Source organism: Brevibacillus sp. MER 51 (assembly GCF_023714195.1).
Lineage (GTDB): Bacteria > Bacillota > Bacilli > Brevibacillales > Brevibacillaceae > Brevibacillus.
Genome location: NZ_JAMAUS010000011.1, coordinates 82260 through 100118, shown reverse-complemented (window position 1 = coordinate 100118; position 17859 = coordinate 82260). Strand labels below are relative to the sequence as shown.

At 47.2% G+C, this 17859-nt stretch carries 12 protein-coding genes; 6 read left to right on the top strand and 6 right to left on the bottom strand.

Going from position 1 to position 17859, the window contains the following annotated elements; all coding sequences use genetic code 11:
• The first annotated feature begins 133 nt into the window (after positions 1-133).
• From M3630_RS21970 to M3630_RS21960, 3 genes are all read left to right on the top strand, one after another.
• The gene (locus tag M3630_RS21970; protein ID WP_251253520.1) at positions 134-994 is read left to right on the top strand and encodes a LysR family transcriptional regulator; all 861 of its coding nucleotides are present in this window, start codon (positions 134-136) and stop codon (positions 992-994) included.
• A 107-nt stretch (positions 995-1101) separates the two neighbouring features.
• Positions 1102-1881 (top strand): helix-turn-helix domain-containing protein, encoded by a 780-nt coding sequence (locus M3630_RS21965; protein WP_173610155.1) that lies wholly within the window; start codon positions 1102-1104, stop codon positions 1879-1881.
• A gap of 177 nt (positions 1882-2058) precedes the next feature.
• Positions 2059-3252, top strand: a complete 1194-nt coding sequence (locus tag M3630_RS21960; RefSeq protein ID WP_232773556.1) for an MFS transporter — start codon at positions 2059-2061, stop codon at positions 3250-3252.
• Here the strand turns inward: M3630_RS21960 and M3630_RS21955 are convergent.
• Positions 3221-4177: a helix-turn-helix transcriptional regulator gene (locus M3630_RS21955; RefSeq protein WP_251253519.1), complete on the bottom strand. Its 957-nt coding sequence runs from the start codon at positions 4175-4177 to the stop codon at positions 3221-3223. The genes M3630_RS21960 and M3630_RS21955 overlap by 32 nt on opposite strands.
• Positions 4178-4295: 118 nt before the next feature.
• Here M3630_RS21955 and M3630_RS21950 point away from each other — a divergent pair, with 118 nt between their 5' ends.
• Positions 4296-5171, top strand: coding sequence for an SDR family oxidoreductase (locus tag M3630_RS21950; RefSeq protein ID WP_251253518.1), 876 nt, complete (start codon positions 4296-4298; stop codon positions 5169-5171).
• A gap of 51 nt (positions 5172-5222) precedes the next feature.
• Here the strand turns inward: M3630_RS21950 and M3630_RS21945 are convergent, their stop codons facing one another.
• From M3630_RS21945 to M3630_RS21925, 5 genes are all read right to left on the bottom strand, one after another.
• The gene (locus M3630_RS21945) at positions 5223-5543 is read right to left on the bottom strand and encodes a hypothetical protein (protein ID WP_251253517.1); all 321 of its coding nucleotides are present in this window, start codon (positions 5541-5543) and stop codon (positions 5223-5225) included.
• Between the two features lie 116 nt (positions 5544-5659).
• Positions 5660-6895 (bottom strand): benzoate/H(+) symporter BenE family transporter, encoded by a 1236-nt coding sequence (locus M3630_RS21940; RefSeq protein WP_251253516.1) that lies wholly within the window; start codon positions 6893-6895, stop codon positions 5660-5662.
• 35 nt (positions 6896-6930) lie between these two features.
• On the bottom strand, positions 6931-8367 hold the full coding sequence (locus M3630_RS21935) for a sigma-54-dependent transcriptional regulator (protein WP_251253515.1): 1437 nt from the start codon (positions 8365-8367) through the stop codon (positions 6931-6933).
• Positions 8336-9655 (bottom strand): sensor histidine kinase, encoded by a 1320-nt coding sequence (locus M3630_RS21930; protein WP_251253514.1) that lies wholly within the window; start codon positions 9653-9655, stop codon positions 8336-8338. Before M3630_RS21930 ends, M3630_RS21935 begins: the two co-directional genes overlap by 32 nt.
• 10 nt (positions 9656-9665) lie before the next feature.
• Positions 9666-10814 carry an iron-containing alcohol dehydrogenase gene (locus M3630_RS21925; protein ID WP_251253513.1) on the bottom strand — a complete coding sequence of 383 codons (1149 nt, stop codon included), beginning with the start codon at positions 10812-10814 and terminating at the stop codon, positions 9666-9668.
• Positions 10815-11073: 259 nt separating this feature from the next.
• Between M3630_RS21925 and adhP the strand changes: the two genes are divergently transcribed.
• Positions 11074-12087, top strand: a complete 1014-nt coding sequence (adhP, locus tag M3630_RS21920; protein ID WP_251253512.1) for an alcohol dehydrogenase AdhP — start codon at positions 11074-11076, stop codon at positions 12085-12087.
• A 238-nt stretch (positions 12088-12325) separates the two neighbouring features.
• Complete coding sequence (locus tag M3630_RS21915) at positions 12326-17851, top strand: polymorphic toxin-type HINT domain-containing protein (protein ID WP_251253511.1); 5526 nt, start codon at positions 12326-12328, stop codon at positions 17849-17851.
• The last annotated feature ends 8 nt before the right edge of the window (positions 17852-17859 follow it).

Here is a 17859-nt window from a genome sequence, read left to right as displayed (position 1 = left end):
ATTTCTCCCTTTTTTTGAACTTCCTCTTAGATGTTGACTTACCACATCATACTGGATGGAAATATGTTAGTATAATGATTGATAATAACTTTATGTATCATTTTCAGTGATAGATGAAAAGAGGGAGAGAAACGTGGAGATCAATGATTTGAAAATATTCCAGATGGTCGCCACATTGGGCAGCGTGAGCAAGACCGCAGCCGAGCTGAGCTACGTTCAGTCGAATGTGACAGCACGGATCAAGCTGCTCGAAAAAGAGCTGGGGACACCTTTGTTTTATCGCAACAAGCGAGGCATGACCTTAAATACAGAAGGGAAGCGCCTGCTCGAATATTCGCGGGAGATCATTGCCAAATTCGAAGAAATGCAAAAGTACTTCCATCGAGCTTCCGAGCCGTCTGGAGTGCTGGAGGTCGGGATGGTCGAGACGATCAATGCCCTTCCGAGGTTGCTATCCTCGTATTGCAGCCAGTATCCGCATGTGGATATTTCCCTGAAGGCAGGCGTGACAGAGCAATTGCTGCAGAAGGTATTGGATCTCGCGCTGGATGGAGCGTTCGTGAGTGGGCCGATCAACCATCCTTTGATCGAGCAGGAGCAAGTGTTTCAAGAGGAGCTGGTGTTAGTAACGAAAAACGGTTCCTTCACTGCCAGTGATATCACAGGAAAAGCTCTTTTGCTCTACAAAAAGGGGTGCGGGTATCGAGAACGGTTAGAGACCTGGATGAAGGTTGAGGGCTTGATTCCCAAAAAAGTGATGGAGTTCGGTACGTTTGAGACCATTATCGGGGGCGTAGCAGCGGGGATCGGCATTACCATTTTGCCGAAGTCGGCCGTACATCACTTGGTCGAGAGCGGAACGGTTCATATTCATCGCATCCCGGAGCCTTATCATGAGGTGACAACCGTTTTTATTCGTCGAAAAGATTCCTTTGTAACGAACACGATGCAAGCGTTTCTAAACGAAATCCGTTTGCAGAAAACGAAAGCGTAACTCCTGCAATTTACTTCTTCCATCGTTCAGAAAAATATGGTAAATTTTATTTCAGAACAGATGTTCTGTATTTTGCTGTGCAGAAGAGGGAGGGAGCAGTTCGATTGATGGACAGGTATACTGAAATTGACGAAGTGATCGCTTATATACATCGGCATTTAGACGAGCCGTTGCCACTTTCCCGGTTGGCGAATCATGTTGCGTATAGTCAGTATCATTTTGCGCGGATTTTTAAAGAAAGAATCGGTCTCCCACCTCTTTATTACGTATCGACCATGCGACTCCAACGGGCAAAAGATTTACTGCTGCGCACGAACATGAGTGTCCGCGACATTGGTCTGGAAATTGGCCAGCAGAGTCTAGGTACGTTCTCTACCCGTTTTACGGAGCGTGTCGGAGTTTCGCCTAGCGAATTTCGGGAAACGGCCCAGTTAGCGGAAGACCGCCTCCGTTCCTTGCAGCAGTTGACAGAGTGGACTCGGTTACATCCGGCCCCCGAGCGACCGATGACCATTGCAGGGACAATCGAGTCCACAGAGCCTTTTCAAGGCGTCATTTTGATTGGATTGTTTGCCAAGCCGATTCCGGAAGGTCTTCCTTTATACGGAACATTGCTGCCCTCGCTAGGCAATTTTTGTTTTACCAATGTCAGGCCAGGCACATATTACTTGATGGCGACGTCTGTTGCCTGGGGCATGCAGGCGATGGATTTTCTCTTGCCTTACGAGACCTTGCGCACACGTTCCAAGAAACCGATCATTGTCACACCAACTACGATCGTCCCTCATCAGCAAGTTACTCTTCATGTGCCTCATCCGGACGACCCTCCCATCTTGATCTCTCTTTCTTTGCTCATGAACAGATTCATTCAGCGGCTTCCTCAATAAGAACAAGAATCCCTTGGACTGCCTTTTCAGCGTGGTTTGGTTAGAATAGAGCTTCTTGGGAAAGCCTACTATCACAATAGTCGAACTTTTTTCCGCGAGCAGGATATTGGACGGAAAAGCGAAATGATAACTAGGCGTGAATACCATGCGCAAAAGAAAGGAAAGCAGGGAACGAGAATGTCAAAGCCTTACAAAAAAGTTTTTTGGGCAGCCGGTTTTGGCTGGATGTTCGATGCCATGGATGTTGCACTTTTATCTTTTATTATGGTGGCATTACGACAAGAATGGGGTTTGACGGGGGAAGAGGCCGGGTTGCTCGGGACGGGCAATCTCGTCGGCATGGCGATTGGGGCGATTGCAGGTGGTTATTTGGCTGACCGGATTGGCCGCAAACCAGTGTTTTTGCTGACTTTGATCTTGTTTGGCTTGGCGAGCTTTGCGAGCGCTTTCGCAACTGGTTTTGCGACCATGCTGCTGTTCCGCTTCCTGATGGGACTCGGTTTGGGTGCCGAGCTGCCGGTAGCCTCGACGCTGGTAAACGAATTTGCGCCACCGGAGAAGCGAGGAAGTACGGTTGTGCTGCTGGAGAGCTTTTGGGCGGTCGGTTGGATCGCGGCAGCCGTCATATCGTATTTCATCATTCCGGACTACGGCTGGCGCGTGGCTGTCATGATCGGGGCGTTGCCCGTCGTGTACGCCTGGTTCGCGCGGAGGAGCATTCCTGAATCTCCGCAGTTTCAAAAGCAGGAGGAAAAGATTCCGGTTGGGAAGCTGTTAACGTCCCATCGCACAGAGACGATTACGCTGTGGGTCGTCTGGTTTGCGATTGCTTTCTCGTACTACGGCATGTTTTTATGGATGCCATCTGTTTTGGTCGACAAAGGCTTTACGATGATCAAAAGCTTCCAGTACGTACTGATCATGACGTTGGCCCAACTGCCAGGCTATTTCGCGGCAGCCTATCTCGTGGAAAAATGGGGACGGAAATGGACGCTGGCGACCTTCTTGTTCATGACCGGAGTGATGGCCTTCGCTTTTGGACAAAGCAGTGGCACCATGGAGCTCTTGGTGACAGGAGCCTTCTTGTCCTTCTTTAATCTGGGGGCTTGGGGTGCTTTGTACGCATACACGCCGGAAAATTATCCGACACCGCTGCGCGCTACGGGTTCTGGTATGGCATCCGGTGTCGGAAGAATCGGCAGTATTATCGCGCCGTATCTCGTCGGTTACTACTCGTCACATCATTACAGCTACACGTTCATTTTTAGTGTATTTACCGCGGTGCTGATCGTGGGAGCAATCGTACTGCTCATGTACGGACGAGAAACAAAAGTCCTTGCTAATTCTGGTCCTCGTACAGGCCAAGTATAGCATGCGCCTGCGCTATGACCTCATGTTTCAGCTCTTGTGGCTCCAGCACTTGAATGTGCGGGCCGAAGCTGAGCACTAGCGAGCATGCCGACGCAAGTGTGTGAAATTCAACCTCTGCTTCCATCCAGTCGTCTGTTGCGGCTTGGGTGGAAGCTATTTTTATATAACGCTCCTGTTTTACGGCAGGCAGCGTCCCTTTTTTGACGAGTAACCGCGCAGGATAACGTGGGAGGCTGGATTTGAAGTCCAAGGTGGATTGTTCCCAATAGGAAGCGAGGTCGAACTCACTTGGGCGGATGAAGCCATCGTCTAGCAGATGTGCATCCAACAGTCGTGAAATCCGGTACGTCCGCATGTCCTCGTCCACTTGTGCGACCAAATACCAAATGCTGCGCTTGGCGACGAGTCCGAGCGGGCAGACAATTCGCTCTACGGCCACATCCTCGCGCATGTAACGAATGAACAGCTTGCGGGAAAGCCATACGGCATCTTGAACCACTGACAAGAAAGGAAACGTCTCCGTCGATTCGTGCCAGCCAGCCCCATCGATATGCAGGAGCTGGCGCACGTGGATGGCATCCTGCTGAACAGGTTTTGGCAGTGCGGACAGCAGCTTGAGAAATGCAGCTTCATAGTTTTCATGCAGCCCGAGATCATTCAACAAGGCAGCGGGGGACGCTACGAGCAGTGATTGCAGCTCATCTATTTTCATTCCGGTCAAATTACTGCGATAGCCTTCTGCCAAAGCCCAGCCCCCATCTGCACCGCGAAGCGCATAGACGGGAACACCTGACGCACTCAAAGCTTCCATATCACGGTGAACAGTTCGCTCGGACACCTCCAGCCTTTCTGCTAATTGCTTGGATGTCATGCGACCGTGGTTTTGCAAGAGTAACAGGATCGTAAGGAGTCGATCTGCCCGCATAAAAAGCCCTCCTAGAGTAAGAACAACATTACTTTGATTGTATCGTAACGAATATGACAGCAGTTGTCATATTTACTTCGTTATTCTTGATGCATGAATCGATGAGGAGGCATGACGAATGAAACCATTACAAGGCAAAGTTGCGGTGGTAGCAGGCGGCACAAGAGGAGCAGGACGGGGGATTGCGGTTAGTCTGGGAGAAGCAGGGGCGACGGTATATGTGACGGGACGCACGGTGCGTGGTCAGCACTCTGATATGGCACGACAGGAGACGATTGAAGAGACAGCAGAACTCGTGACGGCAAGCGGCGGAAACGGGATCGCTGTTCGAGTCGACCATACGCAGGAAGATGAGGTAAAAACGTTCTTTGAGCGTGTAAAAGCGGAGCAAAATGGTCAACTCGATCTTTTGGTCAATGACATCTGGGGTGGAGATCCGTTGACTCACTGGGGGACGCCGTTTTGGGAGCAGCCATTGGCAGACGGCCTATTGATGCAAGAGCGCGCCATTCGTACGCATATGATCACCAGTCACTATGCGGTTCCACTCATGGTGGCGCAGAAAAAAGGATTGATCGTCGAGATAACGGACGGAATCGACTATCGGTACCGCGGCAATCTGTACTACAGCTTGGCAAAAATCTCGACAATTCATTTAGCGGTGTCGATGGCAGAGGAACTGCGCCCACACGGGGTTACCGCGTTGGCTTTAACACCGGGCTTCCTGCGCTCAGAAGCGATGCTCGATCATTTTGGCGTGACAGAAGAGACGTGGAGAGAGGCAACGAAGCAAGATAAGCACTTCCTCATGTCGGAAACACCTGCGTATATCGGTCGAGCGGTGGTTGCGCTAGCATCGGACCCGGCTGTCGCAGAAAAAACAGGGAAAACGCTCAGTACATGGGGCTTGTCGGACGAGTACCCCTTCACGGATCGAGACGGCAGTCGCCCGCATTGGGGAAATTACGCCGAGGAACAAGGGTTTTACCGCTAGTTTCAGGGAACATACCAAACGGCTCCTCAGATTCATTCGAGGAGCCGTTTCTTAAATTGCATCCAGTACATCCTCTTCCGTAATAGAGGGAATCTTGTCTGACACAAACACGTTCTTATACGCGGTGTCGCTGTCCCCACCTGTCGCCTTAAATAACTGGTTGGGGGTATTTGGAAACCATCTCACGTGACCAACTTCTTCATCATAACCACCGTTGAGAAACAGAAGATACTCGCCTTCTGGGATTTCAGTCTGCTTATGGTCCGCAATCAGAGCGATCTCTTTATCTTTATCAGGTTGATAACCTACGATGCGGTACAGCTTGATCGTATCTCCCGCCTCAATCTGGTGATCGGTGAGGTTTTGAAACACGTTGTCCGTCCACGGCTACTTCGTTGTGCAAGCAGAGCCGACCACTAAAAGGAAAGCTGAAAGAGTGATGACACCAAACCATTTTTTCATGGGACACTCTCCTCACTTTTAGGCAGCTACGCCAACGGCTGAGTATTCTTCTTTTTCACAAACAAACTCTTCACATTCCCATTCAAAATCAGATGGGTGATCACCCCTGCAATCAAGCCCCAGAAAGCAGCGCCGATTCCGCCAATGGAGATGCCGGAAATCGTGACGAGAAACGTAACCAAGGCGCATTCCCGTTCCTTCGCTTCTGCCATCGCCTGTGCGAGGCTGGAACTGAGTGAGGCAAATAGCGCCAAGCCCGCAATGACGGCGATCAATTCTTTGGGCAAGGCAGCGAATACGGAAGCCATCGTAGCCCCAAACATCCCGAAGATTAAGTAAAAACCTCCGCAGGCAATCCCGGCAATGTAGCGCTTGGTATGATCCGGATGAGCTTCTTTTCCTGTGCAAATGGCCGCCGTAATCGCCGCCAGATTGATTCCCGGTGAACCAAAAGGAGCGAGCAACAGCGACGCGATGCCAGTAGTCGTTACGAGCGGTCCAGCAGGTGTATCGTACCCGTCTGCTTTTAAAACGCTAATTCCTGGGGCGTTCTGAGAGGCGAGCGCAACGATGCACAATGGAATTCCCAAGCCGATGATCGCATCGAGAGAAAACGTCGGCATCGTAAAGACAGGCTGGACAAGGGACATCTGAACATTGTCCATTTGCAAACGCCCCAAAAGAAAGGCGACACCCAAGCCGACCAAAAGCGTAAGCACGACAGCATACCGCGGAGACCAGCGTTTTGCGAATAAATAGCAAAAGATCATCGGCAGAGCCAAGGCAGGCAGGTGCTGCATGGAAACAAAGACTTCTACGCCAAAAGACAGGAGAATCCCCGCGAGCATGGCGGTCGTAATCGACTGCGGGACGTATTTCATCAAGACGGAAAACAAACCGGAAACGCCGACAAGCGTAATGACTACGGCTGAAAAAATATACGCGCCAATCGCGTCGGGGAAGGAGTATACGGTCAAACTGGTGACCAAAAGGACTGCCCCCGGCGTGGACCAAGCCGTGATGACCGGAGTGCGAAACCAGATACTGAGCACAATGCACGTCAAGCCGCTCCCAATCGAGATGGCCCAAATCCAAGAAGCGAGGACAGCATCACTGAGTCCTGCACCCTTGGCTGCTTGAAAGACGATTAGCAATGGTCCCGCATAGGAAACCATCGTGGCGATGAGTCCAACAATAACGGCAGATAGAGAGAAGTCAGCAGGGATTTTTTTCAGGGTCGAGAAAGGTTTTTCGGGAACCACGACGTGAATGCCTCCTAGATGCGCCAATGCAGACGTTATGCTTTTTCGTTCAAAATGTAGCGAATCGTCCGTTTGGTGATGTTTAATTTTTTGCTCAAAAGCTGCCTGTTTCCATTCGTTTCGGTTAAGCCCTTTTCGATAATCGTTCGCCCGATCTCGCCTTCGAGCTGTTTAACCCGCTTGATCAAATAGTCGAAGTCGAACCCGTCTACAGAGGTGACAAGGCGACTGATCGTATCGACAAAGCGCTCGCATTCATGATCGATGACCTGCTCGATCCGTTTGGGGACAATGGGTGGATGCGCTTGTACCGTGCGGCTCCGCAAATTCGCTGGCAAATGCTCGGCACGCAGTCGTTCGCATTCGTGCAACGCGATGGTTTGATTCAGTACGTTGATCAGTTGGCGGACATTGCCGGGCCAATCGTAGCGCTGCAAGAGCTCAATGGCATCCTGGTCGATTTCACATGGGCCTCCACTGCGCTTTTGCAAGTAGTAGTGCGCGATTGTCGGGATATCCTGAATCCGTTCGCGAAGAGGTGGAATCGACAGCTTGATCCCTTCCAGACGATACAACAGGTCACTTCGGAAACGATTCATTTCGACTTCATGCTCCAAATCACGGTTCGTAGCAGAAATAAAGCGAATATTGCTCTGACCGATCTGCTCGCCACCGACGCGCATGAACTCTCCCGTCTCTAATGTCCGCAAGAGCTTCACTTGGATGGAAGGGGGAGCCTCCCCGATCTCGTCAAGAAACAGTGTTCCGTTATGAGCCTGCTCGAACAAGCCTTTGCGAGATTTGAGCGCTCCGGTAAAAGCGCCCTTTTCATAGCCGAACAGCTCACTTTCCAGCAAGGATTCTGGCACGGCCCCGCAGTTAAAAGCGACAAAAGGCTGTTGGGCGCGATTGCTTGCTCCGTGGAGAAAACGGGCCATTAGCTCCTTGCCTGTACCCGTTTCGCCCTCTATAAGCACGTGGATCGCCTTTTTTGCTAATTTTTTGGCAATTGCGGTCACATTGGCCATCGGACTGTCAGATGAATACACGATACCATATTGGGCGGCTTCTTGGGATAGGTGATCGCTGTGTTTGCTGGAAGAGGAGAGCACCGCCTCGATGACCTGCTCCAGACTGTTCAGATCGTCGAACGGCTTCTCCAAGTAATCGCGCGCGCCCCATTGCATCGCTGTCACAGCCGATTTAATCGTACTGAAGCCCGTCATAATCAAGACTTCGCAGGCGGGAAATACGGCCTTGATCTGTTTGAGTAGCGTCAAGCCGTCGGCATCTGGCAGCTTCAGATCCACGAGTGCAGCGTGAAAGCCGGTAGAATCCGAATGAAGCAGCCGTTCCACGTCCTTGCCAGAATTGGCGACGACGATATCGCAGTCTTTTTTCTTGAGAAAATAGGTGAAAAAGGTAGTCACTTCTGTTTCATCATCGACGATCAAAATCCGTTTTTTCTCCATCGTTGTCCTCCTCGTCAGCTAACAGTGGCAAAAGCATCGTAAACTTGCTGTACTCTCCCTCTACGCTTTCGGCAAACAGCTTCCCGCCGTGTGCTTCTGCAATTCCAAGACTGACGGAAAGCCCGAGACCAGTCCCTTTTGTCCGTTCCTTCGTCGAGAAGAAGGGCTGAAAAATCTGCGAAAGCTGTTCTGCACAAATCCCTGTGCCGTTATCGTAAACGGATAAGCCAACGTAAGAGATGTTGTTCTCTTGTCTGAGGAAGGAACGGATGGCGATGTGTGGAGATTCCCTGTCTGCCACAGCGTCCCGTGCATTTAACAGGAGATTGATCACAATTTGTTCGATCTGATGACGGCTTCCATGAAACAGCAGGGGTGGCACAGACATTTCCCGGGTTATGGTCAATCCGGAAACAGACAGCTGATAGCCAATCAGCCCCAGTACATCCTCTACGACCTCGTCAATAGAGGTAGTGGAAAACAAGTACTCTTCCTGCCGCGAGAAGGTGAGCAGGTTTTGAATGATCTTTTTGCAGCGCACTCCGCATTGATAGATGTCTTTCATCAAAGGAGCCTCTGGTGCATCTGCATCTGTCATCTCGCGCATGAGTAATTGAGAGTTTCCGAGGATGGCTGTGAGCGGACTGTTCAGCTCATGGGCAATGCCAGCAGCCATCTCGCCAATCGCCGCCATTTTTGCGGATTGAATCAGTTGGGCTTCGATTTTGATCTTTTCATTCACGTCTTGAAAAAGCAGGCTGTTTTCTACGACGACACCGACATGGCTGGCGACGAGCTGGATTAATTCGGGTTCGTCCCGATCGACTGGCTGCTTTGTTTGGCGTAAGAGTGTCAGAAAACCAAAGGTCTGATTCAACTGGCTGCGCAGTGGAACAGAGGTGGCATGATGCTCCGGCAGCACTTCGGCAAGGGTAAGATGAACCTGCCCGGTGAGCACAGGGGCTTCCACTGCAACGGTCTGTGTCAGCGTATGGCATTGCCAATCCCCGTCATTCCACGTGGCGAGATAGGAGGAAAGCATGCCTCCCTTCACGATGGTCAGGGCAAAGTGCTCGAATATGAGAATTTGCGAGAGCTGTGCAGCAATATAACTCGTCGTTTGTTGCCAGGTGGCGCTGATCTGGATTTGTGTCAGCTGGTTAATGACGGCGAGCTGCTTGTTTTTCTTTTTCATCTCCTCGATCAGATAGACGAGCTCGCTGTAGTAGCTTTTTCGCGAGGATTGAATCCCGGTCAATTTTTCTAAAATCTCTTGTTTGGTATGCATGACGGACCTCCTACAAGGCTTGGCGAAACAGCGTCGCGACATCGTGGACGGTCATATCGCGGGGATTGGTCGTCATGCACACGTCCAGTACAGCGAGAGAACTGAGCAGGTCGATTTGCTCTGGATGTAGTCCAATGGCCGACAAGGATTGGGGCACCTCCAGATCGCTTACCAGCTCCTTGACCGCTTTTAATGTGAGTCGAGAGGCGGCATGTGTGCTCAAGCCCGCCGTGTTTTCACCGAGACATTCTGCGATTTGTCTGTATTTTTCCGGGGCCGCGATGTAGTTGTACTCAAGTACGTGGGGGAGCAGAATGGCATTCACCTCGCCATGCGGAGCGTCGAGGAATCCCCCGAGCTGATGGGACATGGCATGCACAGCACCGAGTATGGCGTTGGAAAAAGCGATTCCGGCTTGAAGACTCGCCATAGCCATGGCTTGCTTGGCCTCTGTATTGTATTGACTGGCGACAGATGGGCGCAAATGCTGGGCGATGAGACGAATGGCTTGCAGCGAATGCACCTCGGTCAGCGGCGTTGCGGCAAGCGAAATATACGATTCAATAGCATGTGTCAGCACATCTATGCCTGTATTGGCAGTGAGCAGCTTGTCCTTGGTCATCAAGGTTTGCGGGTCGATGATAGCGATATCGGGTATGAGCGATTTGGAGATAATCGTCATTTTCACCTTGCGTGCACTATCCACAATAATGGAAAATTGCGAAACCTCAGAACCGGAGCCGGCTGTCGTCGGTACCATTACCATGGGAGGAAGAGGATGCTGGATATTATCGACGCCTTCATATTGGACGATGCTGCCCTCGTTGGTAGCCAACAGTGCAATTGCCTTGGCTGCATCGATGGCACTGCCTCCGCCAACACCGAGAATGGCATTGCACTCCTTGGCGCGATATTCAGCAATCCCGGCATGAATCTCGTAATCTTTCGGATTGGCTGTCACATTTGTCCATAGATGGTAATCGAGCTTTTGTTGCTGCAAGTAAGAGATGATCCGCTCGACCCAGCCTGCGTTTGCGACACCAGGATCACTGACAAGAAAGACCCGAGAAGCTCCTAATCGGCGCAAGCTTTCCCCTACCTGTCCGAGAGAGTGATTCCCAAAAATAATTTCCGGTGTCATGAACTTGGATATTTGCATGCGTTCGCCTCCTTTTTCCACTACGTAGTAATACAGCAGGCAGGGAGGAATACCCTTTTTCGGCCAAAAGGTTGGCAGGTGGGCCGTTTTTTCGGCTCATGTGCCGCAATATCGGCTGCTTGAAAGAAAAGAATCCGTGTAATGACTCATTTTTGAAGCGCTTTCATTTTGGCATACTGCTTGCTAGTAGTAGGAAGCAGGAAGAACACCTGCCCTTTGCGCACATGCCTGAAGGGGAAAAAAGAGGAGGAAGGTCAAGATGAAAGCAGCAGTAGTCAACGAGTTCCATCAACAGCTGGAAGTAAAGGAAGTCGCCATTCCAGAGGTCGGACATGGTGAGGTTCTGGTAAAAATCAAGACGTGTGGTGTCTGCCATACAGACCTGCATGCGGCACATGGGGATTGGCCTGTGAAGCCAAAGCTGCCTTTGATTCCAGGACATGAGGGCGTAGGTGTTGTCGAAAAGCTCGGGGAAGGCGTTACCTCGCTAAAAATTGGTGATCGGGTAGGCATTCCGTGGCTCTTCTCCGCTTGCGGCGAATGCGACTACTGCCTGACAGGGTGGGAGACACTGTGCTTGCAGCAGTTAAACGGGGGCTATTCCGCCGACGGTGCTTATGCCGAATATTGCGTAGCGCCTGCTGCTTACGTGGCACGCATTCCTGACGAGCTGGGCGATGTGGAAGCAGCGCCAATCCTGTGCGCTGGGGTAACCACGTACAAAGCATTGAAGGTAGCAAACGTGAAGCCAGGTGAATGGGTGGCGATCTACGGCATCGGCGGCTTGGGTCATGTGGCCCTCCAATATGCCAAGGCGATGGGCTACAACGTCGTAGCGGTCGATATTCACAAGGAAAAACTGGACTTGGCCAAAGAACTAGGGGCAGATGTGACAGTAAACGGCAGTGAGGTTGATCCGGTACAAGCCATTCAAGAGCAGGTGGGCGGTGTCCACGGTGCGATCAGCGTGGCAGTTACCAAGAAGGCGTTTGAACAAGCCTACAAATCCGTTCGACGCGGCGGCTCTCTCGTCGTTGTTGGCTTGCCGAATGCAGAGCTGCCCATCCCGATTTTTGATACGGTGTTGAATGGTGTGACGGTAAAAGGCTCCATCGTGGGGACGCGCAAGGATATGCAAGAAGCACTTGATTTTGCGGCACGCGGCAAGGTTCGCGCGATCATCGAGACCCAGCCGCTTGATCAGATTAACGAAGTGTTGGAGCGTTTGGAAAAAGGTCAAATCAATGGTCGGGTTGTTTTGACGATGGAGTAGTCGGAGGATAGGTGAAGCTGTTGTTGGGCTATGCTTTTCGTAAGCATGGGCTGGGCAACAGCTTTTTATTTGTATGAATGAAAGTGGCTTTATTATGACCAAGGGATAGCCTTTCATTTTTTCTTAGTACCATGCAATCAATCTGTAAAAAACCAGAAAAAAGACCCATGTAAAAACATGGATACATAACCTAAAATTTATGTGTTATGTCAAAAACAGGGATAATGGAGGCGTTTTTTTGAAGAAGTACCTAAGAATATTTTTAGCTTTCGTTCTATTATTAACAGTTTCAGTCCCAACAAGCTATCTTCCAAATGCGGTGCAAAAAGTGTCTGCGTCCAGTTTACAAGATGTGAATATCCCAAGTTCTGAAGAAGAGAAGGTTGATCAAAAAGTAAAATCATTATTCGCATCTCATGAAAAAGTGGAATTACGAGTCGGGGAATCGATAAACGTTCGTATATTTAGTGACTCCTATGGCAACAGTGGTGATGTTACTCAAGAGGTCTCTTGGAACCCCAAAAAGAAAGATATTGTATCTATTAAAAATGGAAAGTTTACTGCAACAGCTATTGGTTCAACTTTGGTAACTGTTCAGTATGGAGAACAAGAATTAAAAATTCCAGTTCAAGTATCACCTAACCTAGAGAATCTAGAGATTAAGGCAAGTGAAAATGAAGGAAGCGCCATTTTAAGTTGGGGAGATATGGATGCTTCTAGTTATACAGTGAAGCGAGGAGAAAATAAGAGAAAGTACGAAGTTCTTGCGGCTGATTTGAAGAAGAACACTTTTTCTGATGATACAGTCAAATCTGGTACAACCTATTACTATATGGTTGAAGCCCACTTATCTAATGGAAATACCGTTGTTTCAAAGCCAGTAAAAATCAAAATGAAAAAAGGACAGAATGACTTTACATTAGAAACTGATTCTTCTAGCCTTGACCTTCAAGTCGGTGAATCCAAATCAGTAGAAATAATTGCAAGGTTTACAGATGGTACGACTAGAGATGTAAGCACCAAGTTAAAATGGAAAGTCGAAGATGAGGGTATTGTTTCGATAACCAACGAAAAGATAGAAGCAATGAATGCAGGGAAAACGAGGATCAGCGGCTTTTACAATCAAAAAGAAATCCAACTGGAAGTATCGGTTGGTACCGATGAATCTATTCACCTTAGTGCGCAACAAGAAGACGAAGAAATCCAGTTGACTTGGAGTGAATGGTCAGAAAACTCAAAGTATATCGTACAGCGTCGAGTTGGTAATGAAGACTTTGAACAAATAACGGATGAATTATGGGCAACAAAGTATAAGGATACCTCATTACAAAAGGGAACCACTTATGAGTATAGAATTATTGGGGTTGGCACCGACGGATCACCAACTTTATCAAATGTAACTGCTGTACAGATACACCAGGATGAACCTACATTAATTCCTTCTCTTCATAACGTAGCTTTAGATGTAGGTGGTGAAAAACAAGTAACCGCTGAGCTTCAAAATCCAGATGGCACAATGAAAGACGTCACAAACGAGGCTCTTTGGAAGGTAAAAGATGAAGCGATAATTAGTGTTAGTAATGGCAAGATAACTGCACATGCTGAAGGAACAACACTGATCAGTGTTTATTATGAAGATAAGACGGTAGATATTGAAATTGATGTAACTGATCCTCAAGAACGTATTGATCTTGATGTTACTCCAACAATGAACGGGAATGTTCTTCGTTGGAATACGGAAGACAAAATTACGAGTTATAGCGTAAAAATGCGCAGCAGTAATTCTCAAAGTTATGAAGAGTTAATTTCAAAACTAACGGAAACCTTCTATGTAGATCATTCCATTGATCGAAATTCTGATGAATCTAGATACTATGTAGTAACGGGTATGACTGAAACTGGTGAAATGCTTATCTCGAATGAGGTAGAAATTACCTCACAAAAGAATGCATTGAATTCCGTTCTTCCAGAGGAGATCAAACCATTAATAACACCTGGTCCTGTCGAAGATACAATCGGAGCTTCAGGGTATAACTGGTATTCTATTACATTACAAGAGAATCATACGTTAAGCGTATTTACACCTGATCTTCAGGGGAGAGGGACCTCTAAAGACATTTACAGTGATCCAAATCAACCATCATTAGCTTACACAACAAAGAATACCTTAACGTATACACCCAAAACCACCGGCACTTACTATATTAAAATAAAGGGAAACAGTGGACAAAAAATTACTATCTCTGCTGGTGATGGATCTAGCATTGAGCAAGCATATGCAATCGTTTTTGATAAAGACGATAGAAAGAGTATAGGAAAATTCTCAAGTCCTGGTAACGATAGTATCTACTTTACTGCGGAGTTGACAAAGGGATATAACTATCACATTTGGGGAGACCCATTAGTTAAAGGCTGGGTTTTGTACGATAGCGAACAAAGAGAGGTTTTATCTGGTACTACTTCACGTACTGATATCAAGGTTGATACAAGTGGAACATACTACATTAAATTGTTAACCGGTGAGAATGCTGGGGAGCACGAATACTATATTCTCAAATCTATCCCTCTATCGGTATCTACGCCTCAAAGCTATACGATTGGGCCAGAAAAGAAAATATGGTATCAAGTGAAAGCAAAAGCGGATCATACCTTAAGAGTTTATACACCAGGTTTGAGTGGTTTTGGTAGCGGTACGTATTTATACGATGATCCGAACAAACCTGCTATAAAAACGGTTTCTTCAGACACTCTTACTTTTACCCCTACGGAAACAAGTACCTATTTTATAGTAGTTTCAGGAAGTAGCGGAAAGACATTTTCTATCACAGCTGGTGATGGGTCTGATCTTAATCAAGCATATTCGGTTTCTTTGGATGGGATAAAGGGAACGATTGCTACTTTTTCCACTCCGAGTAATGATAGTATCTTCTTTCGGACGGAATTAAAAAAAGGATTCAATTATCATCTTTGGGGAAAAGGCTCTTCACCGCTTGAAGGCTGGGTCTTGTATGATAGTACAAAAAAAGAAATCCTATCTGATACTACTTCACGTATGGATATAAAGATCGAGACAAGTGGAACGTACTATATCAAGATGCTAACTGGCGGAAGTGGTGGAGAAAATAAGTATGAATGGCTCGTATCCACACCAGTATCGTTCCCAGCGCCTCAGACAGATACTTTTGGCTCATCTAAAGACATTTGGTACATTGTAAAGGCACAAGCAAATCAAACTATCAAAATCGTGCAAAAAGGACTCAGTTGGACAGGATCAATAACTCTTTTAGATGACCCAAATGGTTCAAAAATTGTATCTTCTTCGGGTGATACTCTTACTTATACTGCTTTGACTTCGGGGATATATTTTATTCGGATAACGGATCAGAATAAAGCTCCTGGTGATGTGGTTACGATCAATATAGAAGGGGTAGAACCATGGCAGCCCCCCTCTACATCGCCATCTACTAACCCAGACCCTGAAAGTATTGAAATTTTGAAAGAAAATGAGTCTATAGATGTAACAGCAAACTCTGGTAAGAGCTTGTACTACAAGTTTACTCCTTCAGTTTCTGGGAACTATCGATTTTTTACCAGCCCATATAAGAACGAAGGACCCGAAAACGATACGTACCTTCAATTATATTCTGATGATTCGTTCACAACATTATTGGCAGAAAACGATAACGTTCCGGAGGGTCCATATGGAGAACTCTTCTCAAAGCTCGAATATAATGTGAGCGCAGGTACGACTTATTATTTGAAATTAAGCTCACCCAATGGCAGTCTGAATACTCGTATTACAGTTGAAGCTGTGGATGCCGATAGCACAAGAGAAGGAGCCATTCCTGCTGAGTGGGACGAAATATACACTGATCAATTATCATCCCGCTATGATGTTGATTACTTCGTTCTCACAGCAGAAGAAATGGCTTACATGAACCTTTATGTCACAAATAACATGTTAATCCTGGAAGATTCCCACGGTAATAAGCTCCAAACATTCCATGCAGATGAGCAAAATACGTTATTTGTGACTGAGACATCTGGTACCTACTATGCAAAAGTTGTTTGGAATAAAGACCCAAAATTACTTACTAAATCGGGCATATCCACATTATCAACGCCGATAGGTGGCAGCTATCAGGCAGGCTTTCATGATCCAAAACGAATTTCTAGTAATTTCGCCCTAGATACGACGCCAGGCTTTGAAAAATCGATAACAGTACAATGGAGATTTTCTGATCCTCATCCAAGTGTCAGAATTCAAGTTCTAAAGCAGAATACAGTCGTTTATGAAGAGACTAGAACTAACCTAGATGCTACGTATCAAACGTTTACTTGGAATGGCCGCTATACAAAAGTGAACCCCGGCCAATGGGCTCCCACCGACGTTTACTTTATCAAGATCGTAGCTTCTGATGCACCAAAGTATCCAATTACTTTACCGATAAGTGTAGTCAATACAATCCCAACTGAAGAATATGATGTTCAGTACCTAATTTCTCACTACAACAGCAGCATATCTAGTGAAACCATCCGTAAATCGCAAGAGAAATTAAAGGCTATGATGTTCTACGATGGTCCTATTACGGGTAGGTATGATGAAGAATTCTTGATGTCTGTAATTGCCTTTGAAGCAGTTCTCAACAGAAGTACGCACGTTTCACTCAATGTTAACGTTGGAGGAGGAGAGATACTTAAAGAGCAAGGGGAATTAACGAACCAGTTAGTTCATTACATTAACAGCGGAAGAGCAACCGGAAAAGATAAGTACGGACTCTATGCCCAGTTCCTATTTTCTGGAGATATTGTCATATATGAAACCGGTGCCGCACTCGTTCCAGCGTTCCGTTTAACAAAGATTGGCGGAAAGCTAGTCAAAAAAGCAGCTAAGACTATGGATGAACTATTCGAATGCAATTGCTTTACAGCAGGAACAAAGGTTTTGACGGAAGACGGAGAGAAGAATATTGAAGACATTGTAGTCGGAGATAAAGTTCTTTCAAAAGATGAGAAGACAGGTGAGATTGCTTACAAGAAAGTTACACATCTACATCGAAACAAAAAAGAATACATCTACGAATTGAGTGTTGGAAACCAGATCATTGAAACAACCGCTAATCATCCGTTCTGGGTCGAAGGAAGGCAATGGGTTCTTGCTGTAGATCTACAGGTTGGTGATCTGTTAAAACAAAGTAACGGGAATACCTTAAAAATAGAAAAAATCAATGTAGTCAAGCATGATGAAAAAGTCAAGGTATACAATTTTACAGTTGAGGATTTCAACACGTACTTTGTGACTGACTTAGGAATTTGGGTTCATAATATCGGTAATTGCGAATGGGATGATATTGAAAAGTACTTTGCCCCAAATGCTAGAAGACATATCCTTGAAGGAGAAATTAATGAAAAAGGAAAAGCTGTAGGGTGGCATCATGAGCTAAGTTCAGCAAGCAACAGAATTGTCGGAAGCCCAACTAATCCTGATTCACACGGTGTTTATCAGGCAGTAGTAGATATTTTTAATGGCACATCTTATGTCAGGAAAGAGCAAACATCGTCCTTCTTTCCAAAACATTGGTCTGCTGATGATGTAATGACCGCTATTTATGAAGTGTATGTTGACGCAATCCCCGCCTTAAAGTCTAATGGAACGGAAATGATACACAAATGGGTAGGTAGGCATTCCTCTGGCATTAAAATTGAACTTTGGCTAGACAAGGATGGAAGGATTACTACAGCTTACCCAATTTATGAACTGTAATCTAGGAG

Coding starts and splice junctions, on each gene's coding strand:
- M3630_RS21925 (WP_251253513.1), bottom strand. CDS start 10,814: ATGCAAATATCCAAGTTCATGACACCGGAAATTATTTTTGGGAATCAC.
- M3630_RS21930 (WP_251253514.1), bottom strand. CDS start 9,655: ATGCATACCAAACAAGAGATTTTAGAAAAATTGACCGGGATTCAATCC.
- M3630_RS21960 (WP_232773556.1), top strand. CDS start 2,059: ATGTCAAAGCCTTACAAAAAAGTTTTTTGGGCAGCCGGTTTTGGCTGG.
- M3630_RS21935 (WP_251253515.1), bottom strand. CDS start 8,367: ATGGAGAAAAAACGGATTTTGATCGTCGATGATGAAACAGAAGTGACT.
- adhP (WP_251253512.1), top strand. CDS start 11,074: ATGAAAGCAGCAGTAGTCAACGAGTTCCATCAACAGCTGGAAGTAAAG.
- M3630_RS21955 (WP_251253519.1), bottom strand. CDS start 4,177: ATGCGGGCAGATCGACTCCTTACGATCCTGTTACTCTTGCAAAACCAC.
- M3630_RS21965 (WP_173610155.1), top strand. CDS start 1,102: ATGGACAGGTATACTGAAATTGACGAAGTGATCGCTTATATACATCGG.
- M3630_RS21950 (WP_251253518.1), top strand. CDS start 4,296: ATGAAACCATTACAAGGCAAAGTTGCGGTGGTAGCAGGCGGCACAAGA.